This is a genomic window from Sphingopyxis sp. RIFCSPHIGHO2_12_FULL_65_19 (assembly GCF_001830555.1).
Lineage (GTDB): Bacteria > Pseudomonadota > Alphaproteobacteria > Sphingomonadales > Sphingomonadaceae > Sphingopyxis.
Window position 1 is genome coordinate 18629 of record NZ_MIAM01000062.1, and the last position, 16471, is coordinate 35099.

A 16471-nucleotide genomic window follows, 5' to 3' on the forward strand; every position below is an offset into this window, starting at 1 on the left:
GCCGAACGCGCCCAGATCATCGACGCGCAGGCCATCCACCTGCTCGGCACGGTCGAACGGCTACGCGGCGATGCGCGAGCCGCGAAAGCGGCCCAGGTCAAGGGATTGTCTGATGCGCTCGCCGTCCGGCAAGGCCGCGTGACCTCGATCATCCGGCTGCGCTCGCAGATGCTCGGCGAACTTGCGCTCGCCGAAGAAGCGCTGGGCGACAACAGCGCCGCCGATGCGCGTTTCCGCGAATCGGTCGATGCGCTCGCGATCGAATATCCCGAAACCAACGCGCTCGCTTCGGCCCGCGCGCGCTACGCCGCCTTCCTGACCCGCCACGGACAGGACGACAAGGCGATCGGCATCTATCGCGAGGTCGTGACGGCACTCGCGGGCTCACAGCGCTCGACAACGGGCATGGCGAACATGATGGCGCCCTATTACCGGCTGCTCGCCAGCCGGGCGGCGACCGACCCGAACGCGGCGGGCGAATTTTTCGTCGCCAGCCAGCTCCAGGTCCGCCCGGGGGTCGCGGATACGCAGGCGGTGCTGGCCCGCGAATTGTCGAGCGGCAGCGGCGACGGTGCGCGGCTGTTCCGTCAGGCAACGACGCTGAACCGCGACATCGAACGCGCGCGGATCGAAGATGCGCGCCTGTCGCAGCTTCCCGAATCGCCCGAGATCAACGCGCTACGCGCCGACATCAAGACCCAGCTCGACAATCTGGCGTTCCAGCAGGCCGAAACCGTCGTCGCGCTGTCGGCCTTTCCGCAATATCGTGTCGTCGCACAGGGCAAGCTCGACCTTCCCGAATTGCAGCAGGTGCTGCGCCCCGACGAAGCCTATCTGAAGATGCTCGTGGTCGGCGACGCCGTCTATGCGATGCTGGTCGAACCCGGCAGCGCGCAGCTGTGGCGCTCTGATATCAGCGCCGCGGGCCTTGACGCCGCGGTCGATACGATCCGGTCGACCATCTCGATCGTCGAAAATGGCCGCCGCGTGACCTATCCGTTCGACGCGGCGACGGCGTACAAGCTTTATGGACAGCTTTTCGGCCCCGTCGCGGCGCGGCTGCCGACGGTTCCACATCTGATCTTCGAGCCCGACGGCGGGATGCTGCGACTGCCGATCAACCTGCTCGTCACTGCCGACACGGGCCTTGCTGCCTATGAACAGCGGGTGCTCGACCCCGACGCCGATCCCTTCGACATGCGCCAGATCGCCTGGCTCGGCCGCACGACGCGCCCCAGCACCGCGGTCTCGACCCTGGGCTTCCGCAACGCGCGCCAGGCGGCACCGTCGAAGGCCGCCAATCAATATTTCGGGCTCGGCGAAAATCTGCCGGTCGATGGCAAGCTGCTGCCCTCGCTCGGCACCCGCGGCGGGGTCGCAGGCGGCGTCGATGGCGATTGCCTGTGGGATGCGTCGCAATGGGCGCGTCCGATTTCGGCCGATGAACTGGTGACCGCGCGCGATGCGATGGGCCGGGCGGCGGGCGCCTTGCTCACCGGCGGAGCCTTCACCGACACGGCCGTGAAAAACCGCGGCGACCTCGGCGACTATCGCATCATCCATTTCGCAACGCACGGCCTTGTCACCGCGCCGCGTCCTGCCTGTCCGGCGCGCCCGGCGCTCGTCACTTCGTTCGGCGGCGGCGATTCGGACGGGCTGCTGACATTTCAGGAAATTTTCGACCTCAAGATCGACGCCGATCTGGTCATTCTGTCGGCCTGCGACACCGCGGGCGCCGCGTCGGTGTCGGCGACGCGCGAGGCCGGGCTGGCGAGCGGAGGCGGCAATGCCCTCGACGGGTTGGTGCGCAGCTTTATCGGCGCGGGCGGCCGGTCGGTGATCGCGAGCCATTGGCCCGCGCCCGATGATTTCGACGCCACCAAGCGGCTGATCGGCGGACTGTTCGCCGCCAATGAGGGGGTGAGCGTCGCCGATGCCTTGTGGGGAACGCAGATGCGCCTGATGGACGATCAGCAAACCTCGCATCCCTATTATTGGGCAGGCTTCGCGATCATCGGCGACGGCGGGCAGCCGCTGCTTCACGGCAACACGACGACTGCCGCCGCCCCCGCTGGAGAGACCGCCGGCCGCGCCGCCCGCTGAACCGATGACCGCGCACGACGCCATGACGCCCGCGGCGGACACGCCCGCGCCCAACGGCCAGCGGGCCACTGTCCCGCTGCGCAAACGCGTGCGGCGGCTGGTCATGCAGCTGGGCCCGTCGCGGATGGCGGCAACGATCATCTTTCTTGTCATCGCGGTCCTGATCGCGCGCTTCAGCTGGCAGATGCCGCTGATCAATGCCGCCGAGCGGGCGCTTTATGATGCGCGCGCGACGCTGATGGCGCCGCAGGTCGAGCAGGACAAGCGCATCACGCTCGTCACTTACAATGACGAGACATTGTTCAACACCGGCATCCGTTCGCCGCTCGACCGGACGTTGCTCGCGAACGCGCTCGGCAATCTCGACCAGATGGGAGCCAAGGCGATCGGGATCGATATCGCGTTCGACTCGCCGCGCCCCGACGATGATGTGCTAAAAGCGCAGCTCCGCGCGATGCGCACCCCGACATGGCTTGCCTATGCCGAACAGGCGAGCAACCCGAACACGATCTTTTACGAACAGCAGAAATATCTGGAATCCTACATCGCCGACGTTGCGACCGAAAAAACGAAACCGACGAGCGTGCTGTTCCGCACCGATGACGACGACGTGATCCGCAAATGGCCCGACCGGCCGAAAAACCTGCCGCCGCTGATGTCGAATGCGCTCGCCCCGGTCGATCCGGCGCATGCCAATTACCAGGGCAACATCCGCTTCCTGGTTCCCGCGCGCGCGGCGAAAGGACAGGAGGAGCCGGTCTTTGCCAATATCCCGATCGACAGCTTTGCGATGCCGATGGACGCCGACATGCGCGCAGGCTTTGCCGAGCTGGTGCGGGGGCGCTACGTCCTGATCGGCGGCGATATCATCGACAATGATCAGTTCAACACGCCGCTCAGCCGCTTTCCCGACCCGATCACGGGGCAGCATGAAACGATGATCGGGCTGGAAGTCCACGCGCACATGCTGGCGCAGCAGCTCGATAACGCCTGGTCGCGGCCGCTCGCCAATCCGGCACTCTGGGCACTCGCGATCCTGGTCGTCGCGGCCGGAGGGCTGACCAGCCTCATCGACCTGCGCGCACGCTGGGTGGCGCTCGCATTTCTTGGGCAAATGGCGTTTTTCGTGACCTTTCCCTTCTGGGTTCAGGGGCGCGGCGTCGACACGACCACGCTGCCGACCTTTGGCTGGGCGATTGGCTGGCTGTTCGGCTATGCCGCAGTCGGCACCGCGGCGCGGACGATCGGGTCGCGCCAGCGCGCCTTTGCGCAATCGGCGCTCGGCAAATATCTGCCCGCCGATGTCGCGGCACAGATCATGCGCGACCCCGACCAACTGTCGCTCCATGGCGAGCGGCGCAACATTTTTTGCGTCTTCACCGACCTTGAAGGCTTTACGAAGCTCTCGCACGCCGTCACGCCGGAAACGGTTGCGCGGCTGCTCAACGAATATCTCGACCGCCTGTCCGACATCGTGCTCGAACATGGCGGGACGATCGACAAATTCGTCGGCGACGCGGTCGTTGCCTTTTGGGGCGCGCCGCTCAGCCGTCCCGACGATGGCGAGCGGGCAGCGGCGGCGGCATTCGCCATGTATCGAGAGGGCGAGAAATTCCGCACCGACCTGATGGCCGAGGATATCCCGCCGATCGGGATGACGCGCGTCGGGCTGCACGTCGGCGACGCGATCGTCGGCAATTTCGGCGGCGAGGGCCGCATCCAGTACACCGCACTTGGCGACAGCATGAACACCGCCTCGCGGCTCGAGGCCGCCAACAAGAGCCTGAAGACCGGCGTGCTGATCTCGGCCGAAGCCGCCGCACGATCGGGCCGCGACGACCTGATCCCGATGGGCCGGGTGACGTTGCGCGGCCGCGCGCAGCCAGTCGATGTCCTTACCCCGCGCCCTGACCTCGAACCCGGCCAGCGCGCGCGCATCACCGCGCTTGTCGCCGCCCATATGGCGGGCGACACCGACGCATATGTGACGGGCGCCACAGCACTGACCACCGAATTCGGTCAGGAAGCATCCATCCTGTTCCTGATAGAACGCCTGAACGAGACCGAAAAAGGAGAAAGCTATGTCCTTTCCTGATTTGCCGATGCGCCGCCTTGGCTTCACCGCCGCGGCCGCGATGATGGCGGTGGCCGTTGTCGGCACCGCCGCCGCGCAATCGATGGTCGTCCGCTCGACCGGACCGTCGGCCGCCAAATATCCCACCGGCGCCAAGCTGAAAGCCGCCGACAAGCTGACCCTGGTCGCGGGCGACAAGGTCGTGTTGATGCAGGCGGGCAAGACGCGCACACTGTCCGGCCCCGGCACCTTCGGCGCCACCGGCACGGTGCAGGCCAGCCAGTCGCTGGGCACCAATGTCACGCGGATGCTCGCCAAGGGGCCGACGACGCGGTCGCGCGGCGGGTTTTCACGTGGCCCGAACGATCCGATCCCGGCCGACGCACGCGCGCCCAATCTTTGGCTGCTCGATTATCGCGAAGCGGGCACCTTTTGCGTCGCCGATCCGGCCACGCTGATGTTGTGGCGCCCGAATATGGAAGGCGACACCGCGCTCGAAATCGAAAGCGCGGGCCGCAAGGCGACCGTCGCGATCGTCGATGGCGCCAATTTCCGCAAATGGCCGACCGACACGCTGCCGGTGCAATATGGCACCGACTATCGCCTGTCGGGCGGTGGGCTGGCGCAGCCGGTCACGGTGCGCTTTACGCCGGTGGAGAATGCGCCCGACACGGTGGAAGCGTCGATCGACATGCTGATGACCAAGGGCTGCTCGCCGCAGCTCAACCGGCTGGTCGACACGATGTCGGAGTCCGAAGCGGGCTGAACATCAGGGATAGGGCGGCCATTGTATCCGCCCTATCCATCTGATAATCATTCAGGGAAATTCCGTCAGTCGCGCGGCGGAACATTTCCTTGGGTCGCAATCAGCGCCGCCGGTTCAACGGCGGAGCCATTGAAGTTGGCGCGCGGCGACCGTCGCGGCGCGCCCGTACGCAAGGGGTGGTGATGGCCGTGTGGGGGGAAATGGGGATTGACGGGATCGGTCGGCGCAGGCGCGCCGCGATCGGCACGATATTGGCCGGTTCGGCGATAGGGATCGCGGCGGCCGTGCCCGCCGCCGCACTGGCGCAGGCGACGCCGCAGATTCCGACACGCGAGGAAATCCAGCGTCCAACACTGCCCCCCGCGGCGCAGCCGAGCGAACAGATCATCGCAGTCGATGACGAGGTCGAACGCGCGCCGTGCCCGCTCGCCAATCCTGAATTTGCCAATATCCGCATCACATTGCGCGGGGTCGAATTTTCGAGCGTCGAGGGCATCGACACCGCGATGCTTGCATCCAGCTGGTCCGATCGCGTGGGACAAGACCTGCCGATCGCGGCGGTGTGCGACATCCGTGACCGCGCCGCAACGATGTTGCGGTCGAAAGGCTATCTGGCGGCAGTCCGCGTACCGCCGCAGACGATCGACGACGGCGTCGTCAAACTCGACATCCTCGCCGCGCGGATGGCACGTATCGAGGTGCGCGGCGACGCCGGGGCCAATGAACGGCTGCTCCAGCGTTATTTGTCGCGGCTCGACGACCAGCCGGTGTTCAACATCGTCGATGCCGAACGCTACCTGCTGCTGGCGCGCGACATTCCGGGGATGGACGCGCGCCTGACGCTGCGCCCTGGCGCTGTGCCGGGTGAAGTTGTCGGCGAAATAACCGTCACCCGCACCCCCGTCATGTTCGATTTCAACGCCCAGAATTTCGGTTCGCATGACGTCGGCCGCTGGGGCGGCATCGCGCGCGCGCGCTTCGCGGGCCTGACCGGCATGGGTGACCTCACGACCGCCAGCTTTTACGCAACCCCCGATTTAGACGAACAAAAGGTCGTGCAGCTCGCTCACGAGTTCCGCGTCGGCGGCGAAGGCCTTCGCCTCGGCGCAAGCTATACTTATGCCTGGACGCGCCCCGACATCGCCGGCCTTCCGATCAAGTCGGACACCCAGATCGTCAGCCTGTACGCCGCCTATCCGCTTGTCCTGACACAGGCGCGCCGTCTGACCATCGGTGGCGGACTCGATTTCATCGATCAGGACATCAGCCTGACCGGCGTCCCGATCAACGAAGACCGGCTGCGCGTCTTCAACCTTCGCGCCGACGCCAGCTGGGTCGATCCAGCATCAATCGCGGGGCGCGGCGGCTATGGCCCTGCCGAACCGCGCTGGTCGCTTTCGACATCGCTCGAAGCGCGCCAAGGGGTCGGTTTTCTGGGAGCTAGCGACGACTGCGGTCCCGGCGGCGCGGCTTGCTTCCTGCCCGGCGCAGTGCCCTTGACCCGTGTCGAAGGCAAACCCGACGCGTTCCTTGTCCGCGCCAACGCACTCGCCGAATGGCGTCCGGCCAAATTGTTCACCCTGTCGGCCGCACCCCGCGCCCAGTGGTCGAGCGACCCGCTGCTCGCGTATGAGGAGTTTTCGGGCGGCAATTTCACTGTCGGGCGCGGGTTCGACCCCGGCACGGTCATCGGCGACAGCGGCGTCGCAGTGGCACTGGAGGCGCGCTACGGCTCGTTCGTCCCGGCCAATACCGAAAGCTTTGCTTTCCAGCCTTTTGTCTTTTTTGACGCAGCATGGGTGTGGAACGAGGACGCCGCCTTCGATGGCCTCGACCCGCAAAAGCTCTATTCGGCCGGTGGCGGCGTCCGTGTCGCTTACGGCGATCTCGCCCGTCTCGACGTCACGATGGCCGTTCCGCTCAACCGCGGCGGCTTCCTGACCGAAAAGCCCGACCCGCGGCTGCTGGTGTCGCTGACCACCCAGTTTGGCGTGCGGGCGCGCTGATCCATGAATATTGCATCGAGGACAACCGCCATGCGTGCCACCGCCACCGCTTCGACACCCCGCAAAGGGAAACGGCGCCTCCTCGAAAGCTGCGCGATCGCGGCGGGCCTGACGGCGCTTGCCTATGGCGGCCCTGCGCTGGCGCAGGTCAATGCCAATCCCGTCTTTGCGGATGTCGGCGTCGGGACGTCGGTGTCCAACAGCGGCACGACCAACACGACGACGGTCACTGTCACGCAGGACCAGAGCATCATCAACTGGGTGCCAACCGATACCGCGCCGACCGGCGGCGCCATCGACCTGCTGCCCACGGGTGAAAACTGGGATTTCATCGGCACCGGCGATTATACCGTCCTCAACCGCTTCGTGGACGGCAGCGGCGGTTCGCTCAGCCGGGAAATCGCGCTCAATGGCACGGTCAACAGCTATGTCGGATCGACCTCCGGGCCGCGCGGCGGCAATATCTGGTTCTACAACGCGGGCGGCATCCTGATCGGCGCGAACGGCGTGATCAACGTCGGCAGCCTCGTCCTCACCACCAACGACGTCGTCACGACCGGCGGCCTGTTCGGTGCCGGGGGTGATATCCGTTTCGATGGGACGGCGGGCAGCACGTCGGCGATCACTATCAATGGCGCGATCAACGCGAACAAGGTCGGCAACCCCGGCGGAAGCTACGTCGCGCTCGTCGCGCCGCGCGTCGTCCAGGCGGGTGCCGTCCGGGTCGACGGATCGGCGGCCTATGTCGCCGCCGAACAGGTCGACATCCGCATCAATGGCGGCCTGTTCGACATCAACGTCACGCGCGGGGTCGAAGGCGGCAACGCGATCACCCACAGCGGCACGACGACCGGCCCGGCACATCAGGACGGCGATACCGACCAGAACCGCATCTACATGGTCGCCATTCCCAAGAATGACGCGGTCACGATGCTGGTATCGGGCGCCATCGGCTATGACGACGCGGTCTCGGCGACCGAGGCCGACGGCGCGGTGCGCCTGTCGGCGGGCTATAATGTCGTTGGCGGCGAGTTGGCGGCGGCGCCCGTGAACGCAACCGCGGCCGACATCACCGCGGGCGACACACTGTTCCGCAGCGACACGATCGCGCGCGCCAGCAACGTTTTTGCGGCGCAGCCGACGCAGCCCCTGCCCGGCTCCCCGCCCCCGCTTTCGTCGGCAGGACAGTTCTTTGTCGAGGGCAACGGCACCTTTATCGGCGACGCCAGCGCAACGGTATCGATCGGGACCAGCCAGTCAGGCGGCGCGACCGGGACCTTTACCGTCCAATCGAACGGTCGCGGCGCCGCGGCCGGAAACGCCGCGGTGAATGTCTCAGGGGGCACGTTTTCGGCGCCGGGCGCGCTCACGATCCAGGCATCGGGCATCGCCGACACGCTTACGGGTGACAGTCAGGGCGGCACCGCAAATCTGACGATTACTGGCGGCAGCGTAACCACCGCAGGGGTGACGGTTGAGGCCAATGGCATCGGCGGCCTCGGAACGAACGGCAGCGGCGGCAACGGCACGGCTGGAAGCGCCGCCATCACTGTGTCGGGCGCGGGCAGCGCGCTGACCGCCGGGAATATCTTCGTCAACGCACTTGGAACCGGGGTTTTCAGCTTCAACAGCGGCCCGCCCGCCGTCAACGGCAACGGAACGGGCGGCACCGCGGCGCTGACCGTCGCCAACGGCGGCAGCGTGGGGCCGGCGGCGCTGCTTTCGCTCGACGCCCGGGGCCTCGGCGGCATCGGCCTTACCCAGTCCGGCGACGGCAGCGGCGGCACGGCGCGGATCAGCGTCACGGGTGCCGGGTCGTTTCTGTCGACGGCGCAAAGCTTCGTTCAGGCCACTGGCGAAGGCGGGCGGAACGTCGCTGGTTTCCTGACCCAGAATGGCGGGAACGGGACGGGCGGAACCGCCGAAATACTTATCAATGCGGACGCAACCTCGACCGTTTCGCTGGGCGCACTCGGCGCCAGCGGGTTCGGACGCGGCGGCGATGCCGGCGGAAGCGAAAATACGACAGGCGGCGACGGCCTGGGCGGCGTGGCACGGCTGACGGTCGATGGCGGCGTCAACGCGCAATTCACGCAAATCACGCTCGACGCGTCGGCGCGGGCGGGGTCTGCCACCAGCCTGAGCGGCAATAGTGGACAAGGCGGCGCGGCAACCGGCAACAATGTCACGATCGCCGCGACCAATGGCTCAACGATCGCCAGCAGCGGCAGCATCAACCTGTTCGCGGTCGGCATGGGCATCTTTTCCGGCGAGAATTTCGTTACCGGCACCGGCGGCAATGTCGCCGTCAGCGCGACAGTCGGGGGAACGATCACCACGGCCAATGTGCTGGCCGTCCAGGCCATGGGCGGCAACTCGTCGTTTACGGTGGCCCAAAGCGGCGGAAACGGCATCGGCGGCGATGTTGATTTTCTCGCCGACGGCGGGACAATCGTGGCCGAAGTCTACGACGTCGATGCGACCAGCAGCACGGTCAATGTCACCGGCACCGGCGGCACTGCGCAGGGCGGAAGCATCGACTTGCTGGCAACTGGCGGCGGCGAGATCCGGGCGACGCTCGATGCCTCGAACCGCTTCGACGCAAGCGCGTCAACCGGCGTCAGTGCCGGAGGGACAACGGCCACGGGCGGCACCGTCCAGTTTATCGCCGATGGCGGCCGCATCGACTTGGGTGTCGGCAGCGTGGTGACGGCGAACGGCACATCGGGTGGGGCGACGGACACCGGCGCGACCGGCCCGACCGGCATCGGCGGGACCGTCCTGATCCGGACCGCGGCCGATGCGGCCAGCGAAATCAGCTATGGCGAGCTTCTTGCGTCGACCGATGGGCGCACCTTCCCGGACACCGAATCGCCGGGTGTGCCGTTCGACACCGCAGGTAACGGCCAGGGCGGCACCATCACGATCGACGTTCAGGGCGGCATCCTGTCTGGCGGCGTCATCGATCTGTCGGCCGATGGTATTGGCAGCGGCGGCGGCGCAAATGGCAACGGCGGCACGGCGATCTTCACCCAGACGGGCGGCGATGCCTCGATCAGCGACATGCGCATCAGCGCCGACGGCTTCGGGGGCACCACCGCAGGGCTGTCCGGAACCGGCACTGGCGGCGTCGCCACGATTGATCTGTCGGGCGGAACAATCACCGCAGCCGACATCATCGCATCGGCAAGCGGCGAAGGCGGTTTCGGATCGGACGGCAATGACGAAGATTCCGCCAACATCGTCGCGGGCGGCACCGGCGGCGCCGGTGTCGGCGGCGACGCGGCGATCAACATCGGTGGCAGCGCGGTCGTCGATGCGAGCGTCATCGCGGCCTATGCCAATGGTTCCGGCGGCTCCGGCGGCGCCTTTTTCAACGCCTCCAGCTTCGGCGGCGTGCCCGGCACACCGGGCGACGGCGGCGACGGATCGGGCGGCTCGGCGCAAGTCAACCTTGTCGGCGGTTCGCTTACGGCCAGCAGCGTGATCGCCGACGCCACGGGAATCGGCGGCGAAGGCGGCTCTTCCTTCTTCTCAAGCAGCTCGGGCGGCGCCACCGGAATCGGTGTCGGCGGCACCGGCGGCACCGGCCGGGGCGGCGACGCAACCATCGGCCTGTCGGCAACCACCGGCACAATCGCCGACGTCAGCGCCCTCGCGCAGGGCATTGGCGGAGCGGGCGGATCGCACAATGTCGGCGGCGCAGGCGGCAATGCGCTGGGAGGCGTTGCGCAGGCGATTATCGACGATTTCGATGCAGGGACGCTAGACATCACGCTCGATTCAACCGCGCAAGGCGGCAATGGTGCCAGCGGGAACGACGGGCGCGGCGGGAACGGCGGCAACGCCGTTGGCGGCAGTTCCAGCGTGGTGGCCGATGGCGCCAATGCCGACGTCCGGGTCACGCAAGCCAATTTCGTCACCGGCGCGAACGGTGGCAACGGCGGTGACGGCAATCTGGGCTTTGGCTCGTCGGCGACGGTGGCACCTTCGGGCGGAGACGGCGGCACGGGACAGGGCGGCGCGGCCGAAGTCATCGCCCGCGGGGGCGCGACGATGACGCTGGGACTGGCTTCGGGAGATATCGTCGAACTGGGCAGCACGGGCACGGGCGGCAATGGCGGCAACGGCGCGAGCGCCGATTTTGGCGAAGGGAATTTCGGCGGCGATGGCGGCGTCGGTGGCAGCGGGGTTGGCGGATCGGTGCGGATGATTGCCGATGGCGGGACGATCACGACAGCCGGCGAGTCGCTTGAAATCAATGTCAGCGGCCAATCGGGAAGCGGCGGCAATGGTGGCCTGGCGGGTGGCGGCGGCAGCCTGCCCGGCTCCAACGCCGGCTTTTCCGGCACCGTGGGCGGCCGCGTCAACATTGACGCACTCGCAGCCGAAACCGGACCGGGACTTGTCGATCTCGGCAACACCAATATTTTTGCGAGCGGCGATGTCGCGGGTCGCGTCGAAATTCGGACCGACAGCCGGATCGACTTCACCAGCCTGGAAGTCGAAGTGCGCGGCCTCGCCAATCCGACCAATAACGACACCGACGAAGCACCGGAGGGCGTATTCCTCGGCGCAACCGGCGGGACGATCGAAACCGGCAGCCTGTCGGTCATCACCGACGGTTCGATCGGTCTCTATGCGCAAGGCAACGGACAGGTGGTTGTCGGTCAGGCGGCGCAGTTGCTGGCCGGCGATCAGATCGACATTCGCCACGACCAGCGCGGCGACAACGCCGCGCCGACGCTTCAGGTCGCCAATGATCTGGCGGTCGTGGCGGGAACCAGCGTCAGCGGCGCGGCGGGCAGCCTGTTGGCGGCGGGTGGCACCCTGTCACTGACCGGCGAAGGTCCGGGCGCGACGATTGGCGTCGATGCGCTCGATGCCGCCGAGATCGTGATCAACAGCAGCGGCGCCGCGAGCATCGAACATGCCGAAGCGATCAATGGTTTCACCGCGACCGCCGGCAGCTTCCGCACCGGGGTCAATTCGATTATCACCGGCGGCGACATCTCGATCACCTCGCCGGGCGCGGTCGACCTTGGCAATTCGACTGCGGGCGGCTTTGTCCAAGTGGACGGCCAGTCGATCGTCTTTAACAACATCGACGCCGGCATGTCGGTGAACCTGTTTGCCAATGGAACCGCGGCGGGCAGCGAAGGCATCCGCGGCGGATCGATCGCCGCAGACGGCGACATCACCCTTTTCGCGAACAGTATCGACCTTACCGGCACGGTCACCGGCGATGCATCCTTCTTTGCTTTCGGCACCGGCGGCGCGGTGTCGGTGAATGCGGCCGATGTCGGCGGCACCATTTCCGTCTTTGCCGAAAACGACCTGACCGGCACTTTTGTCGCTGGCGGCAACATCTTCCTGAACTCGAACGGCAACATCGCGGCATCGGGCCAGGCGAACGGCGGATATATCGACGCCAACGGCTTCGCGGCGGAAGGCAATCTGTTCGTCGTCGCGGCGGGCAATGCGACACTGACCAACAGCAGCGCGGCGCGCATGTTCGGCGTCAGCGCCGGGACGTCCGCGTCGGTGACCGGCGGCACCGCTGGCGAAGATATATTGATCCTCGCGGGCACGACCGCGAGCCTGACCAACGTCACCGGCGGCGACGACATCACCGTCAACGCGCCCGGAGACATCACCGCGCTCAATGTGCGCACCACGGGCGCCGGGGCCGATACCCATATCCTGAGCTTTTCGGCCGCGTCGGGCAGCCCCACCTTCACGATCGGCATGGGCGAAGGCACCGAAGGCATCAACGGCGCCGACATCGTCATGGCTTCGGCGACGGGCGCAATCGACTCAGCCGCCTTGTCGGCAGGCGACGACATCCTGCTCAATGCCGCGAACAGCATCGCGGTCAACGGCGCGACGACGCTGGGGCTGGGCACCACCGGCGGCGACAGCAGCATCCGCACCCAGGGCGGTGGAACGACGCTCGGCAATATCAATGCATTCAGCGACGTCATCGTCCAGGCGAACGGTGCAGCGGCGCTCGACGCCGCGGTGGCGGCAGGGCGCGATGTATCAATTACCGCGGCTTCGGTCAGCCTTGCGACGTTGTCGAACCCCGTCGGCGCCGCGATCGACACGCTGACCGCCGATGGCAATATCGTCGTTATCTCGACCGCGAGCATCAACGGCGGCGGCACACAGGCATTCGGCGACGTCACTCTTCAATCGGGCGACGCCATCGATGTCACGTCGGTCGGCGGGGCCAACGTCACGCTGAGCGGCGATGCGGGCATCACGGCAGGGCAAGTCTCCTCGTCAGGAACCACGAGTCTTGACAGTATTGGTGGGGATATTCTCATTGCTGGTCTCGGCTCGAGCGGCACGATTGCCGCGAGCGCCAACGCGATCCGCATCGAAAGCGGCGGGAACCAGCATTTCACGACGCTGACCACCCTTGTCGGCGACGCCTATGTCCGCGGCAACGGCGATTTCTCGGTCGCGAGCGGCACCGTTGCGGGCACCGCCGATTTCGGCACCAGCGGCGAGGCGATGAACATCATCGCGCTGACGGCGGCCAATGCGAACATCGCGAACAGCGGCGGTTTCCTGAACCTCGACACGATCGACGTCACGGGCAGCCTGAATGCCTCGGCGCAATCGACCCTAAGCGTCACCGGAATCGTCACAGGCCAGGCGATTTCGCTCGCTTCGGCCGATATCGGCATCGCGCCGGACGCGCGCGTCGGCACGGCGGGGGTCACCCAGCAATTGTCGGTCGCGAACAACAACAGCGACAACCAGACCTTTGTCGGCGGCAGCGGAACCCCCGACGGCTATCATCTCAGCGCCGACGAAATGACGCGCCTCTATGGCACCCAGATCGAGATATTCGCGCCCGAGGTCGAGGCCGCGGGCGACACCTCGATCGGATCGGCGGCGCCCCCCGACGTGATCATCGACGGCTTTACCGTGACCGGCGGCGCGGCCGGATCGAACCTGGGCGCGAATGGCGCGCTGACCATCCGGACGCCGGGCAAGATGCGCGTGATCGGCAACGCCCAGCTCACCGGCCTGACCGACGACAATGCGCTCAACCTGATCGGCGAGGATGCGCTGGAGGTCATTCTGGGCCAAGGCACGGTGCGCCTCGTCAACGGCAGCAACCCCGCCGGACAGCTCAATCTGTTTTCGGACGATGTGATCGTCGCGACACCGGCGGCGATCACCGCGGTCGGCGCGGCAACGACCATCGACGCGATCAACAGCCGGCTCGGCGAAAATGACGGCGTGACGATCGACGAAGGCGCGCTGTTCGCGGGCGGTATCCGCGCCACCGTCAGCGGCGGCTTCTATGTCCAGAACAGCGGCGCGGGCACCGATCTGGGCCAGCGGCGCGGCCTGACGTTCGGCGCGCTGGGACTCGACGTCGCGACGCTGTCGCCCAGCACCCGCATCGTCATCAACGGGGTGCAACTGGGCTCGGCGGGACAGGTCACGGGCCTCGACGTCCTCCCGTCGCTGACCGTCAACGGATCGGCGCCGACGGCCGGCAGTTTTGATCCGCGGTCGACGTTCAACGGCTGCTTTATCACCAATAGCGGTGCTTGCACGACCGTCATCGTCGATTTTGAAAACAGCTTCCCCGTCCAGGACCTGATCGAGGAAGAGATCGACGGCGACGACGAAGGCGCCGACGGCGAAGGCAGCAGCCTGCCGGTCCCGTTGATCACGATGCGCGAGCTTGACCCGCTGACCGGCGAGCCGCTGCTCGACGATCCGGTGACCGGCGCGGGCAACGACGACCTGTGGACCGCGCCGACCGACACGCCCTGAGCCTTTCGGTTGACGGACCGGCTTGGTCCAAGGCATGGGCGGCGGCATGACCGACGCCCATGCCTCGCCGTTTTCCGGCCCGCCGCTCAAGCTGTTCAACAGCCTGACGCGTGAGCTGGAAATATTCCAGCCCGTCCATCCCGGCGTTCCCGGTGATCCGGCAAACCCGCCGGAGGCGCGCGTCTATAGCTGCGGCCCGACGGTCTATAATTACCCGCATATCGGCAATATGCGCGCCTATGTCTTTGCCGACACGCTGGGCCGCACGCTGTCGTTCAAGGGTTACAAACTCACCCACGTCATCAACATCACCGACGTCGGCCACCTGACCGACGACGCCGATGCGGGCGAGGACAAGATGGAAAAGATGGCGGCCGAAAAGGCGCAGTCGATCTGGGACATCGCGCGCCATTATACCGAGGCCTATTGGGCCGACGTCAAGGCGCTCAACATCCGCCAGCCCGCCCATTGGTCGATCGCCACCGATTATGTCCCGCAGATGATCGAGTTTGCGAAGGCGATTGCCGACAGGCATTGTTACGAGCTGGAGGGTGGCCTTTACTTCGACACCTCGACGGTCGCCAATTACGGCGCGCTCGCCCGCGCAAAGACCGAGGACGGCGAAGGCCGCATCGAAGAGGTCGAGGGCAAGCGCCACGCCGCCGACTTCGCGATCTGGCGCAAGACCCCGCCGGGCGAAACGCGCCAGATGGAATGGGATTCACCCTGGGGCAAAGGCGCGCCGGGCTGGCACCTCGAATGTTCGGTGATGTCGGAAGCTTTGCTCGGCTTTCCGTTCGACATCCACACCGGCGGCATCGACCACCGCGAAATCCACCACCCGAACGAGATCGCGCAGAACCAGGCGCATAGTTGCAGCGACGCCAGTGGCGCGCGCATCTGGATGCACAATAATTTCCTGATCGAACGCTCGGGCAAGATGAGCAAGAGCGCGGGCGAGTTCCTGCGCCTGCAACTGCTGATCGACAAGGGCTACCACCCCCTCGCCTATCGCCTGATGTGCTTGCAGGCGCATTATCGCAGCGAGTTGGAGTTTTCGTGGGAGGGGCTGGGGGCGGCGCTGACGCGGTTGAAGCGGATGCTCAAATTCATAGAAGTTCAACGTTGGAAAGAGCATGAGAAAACGGGTCAGCCGGTTCGCTCACAAAAGGATGCAAAGCCCCTCCCCCGAAGCGAGTGGCACCGATTTGCGATACTTGGATACCTTGGTGACTTTGAAGCGGCCATTTCTGATGATCTCAACACGCCAAAGGCGTTGCCAATAATTGAGGCAATTTTAGGAGACTCCGCAATCTCACTGACCGATCGCTGGGAGATGATCGCGACTGCCGATGAAGTGCTCGGCCTGAATATTCTACGAATGGATCGCGCAGACCTCCGCGTCCGGCCGAAGGTTGCCACCATCAGTGAGGCTGAAATCGAAGCCGCTCTCACCCGCCGCAAGGAGGCGCGCGCGGCAAAGGACTTCGCCGCCTCCGACAAACTTCGCGACGAGCTTATCGCCGCGGGGGTCGAAGTGATGGACGGCGACCCGCTCGGCTGGGACTGGCGGCTCGGCGATTAAATCCCCCTCCCGCTTGCGGGAGGGGAGTTTCAGGTCGAATGTGCTCCCAGCACATTCTTGACCAGTCGGGGGCTGGTCAACCTGAAACTGGGAGGGCATGAATGACCCACCCGCTGCGCACGGACAGGCCCTCC

At 66.2% G+C, this 16471-nt stretch carries 6 protein-coding genes; all 6 read left to right on the plus strand.

Translation table 11 applies throughout. The features are described from left to right. Positions 1-870 precede the first annotated feature (870 nt). The 6 genes from A3E77_RS16710 (at position 871) to cysS (ending at position 16337) form a co-directional block, all read left to right on the plus strand. Positions 871-2103 carry a CHAT domain-containing protein gene (locus tag A3E77_RS16710; RefSeq protein ID WP_293648078.1) on the plus strand — a complete coding sequence of 411 codons (1233 nt, stop codon included), beginning with the start codon at positions 871-873 and terminating at the stop codon, positions 2101-2103. A gap of 4 nt (positions 2104-2107) precedes the next feature. After that, entirely contained in the window at positions 2108-4198 is a 2091-nt protein-coding gene (locus A3E77_RS16715) for an adenylate/guanylate cyclase domain-containing protein (protein ID WP_293648000.1), read from the plus strand. Then, positions 4185-4943, plus strand: coding sequence for a hypothetical protein (locus A3E77_RS16720; RefSeq protein ID WP_293648002.1), 759 nt, complete (start codon positions 4185-4187; stop codon positions 4941-4943). The genes A3E77_RS16715 and A3E77_RS16720 overlap by 14 nt, the downstream gene beginning before the upstream one ends. Positions 4944-5125: 182 nt before the next feature. Next, positions 5126-6949 carry a ShlB/FhaC/HecB family hemolysin secretion/activation protein gene (locus A3E77_RS16725; RefSeq protein ID WP_293648004.1) on the plus strand — a complete coding sequence of 608 codons (1824 nt, stop codon included), beginning with the start codon at positions 5126-5128 and terminating at the stop codon, positions 6947-6949. A 30-nt stretch (positions 6950-6979) separates the two neighbouring features. Further along, positions 6980-14752 (plus strand): hypothetical protein, encoded by a 7773-nt coding sequence (locus A3E77_RS16730; protein ID WP_293648006.1) that lies wholly within the window; start codon positions 6980-6982, stop codon positions 14750-14752. Between the two features lie 46 nt (positions 14753-14798). Next, positions 14799-16337: a cysteine--tRNA ligase gene (cysS, locus tag A3E77_RS16735; RefSeq protein ID WP_293648008.1), complete on the plus strand. Its 1539-nt coding sequence runs from the start codon at positions 14799-14801 to the stop codon at positions 16335-16337. The last annotated feature ends 134 nt before the right edge of the window (positions 16338-16471 follow it).

What these genes read in the sequence shown, in the direction of transcription:
- A3E77_RS16710 (WP_293648078.1), top strand. Translation starts at nt 871, where the DNA reads ATGCTGGTCGAACCCGGCAGCGCGCAGCTGTGGCGCTCTGATATCAGC.
- A3E77_RS16715 (WP_293648000.1), top strand. Translation starts at nt 2,108, where the DNA reads ATGACCGCGCACGACGCCATGACGCCCGCGGCGGACACGCCCGCGCCC.
- A3E77_RS16720 (WP_293648002.1), top strand. Translation starts at nt 4,185, where the DNA reads ATGTCCTTTCCTGATTTGCCGATGCGCCGCCTTGGCTTCACCGCCGCG.
- A3E77_RS16725 (WP_293648004.1), top strand. Translation starts at nt 5,126, where the DNA reads ATGGCCGTGTGGGGGGAAATGGGGATTGACGGGATCGGTCGGCGCAGG.
- A3E77_RS16730 (WP_293648006.1), top strand. Translation starts at nt 6,980, where the DNA reads ATGCGTGCCACCGCCACCGCTTCGACACCCCGCAAAGGGAAACGGCGC.
- cysS (WP_293648008.1), top strand. Translation starts at nt 14,799, where the DNA reads ATGACCGACGCCCATGCCTCGCCGTTTTCCGGCCCGCCGCTCAAGCTG.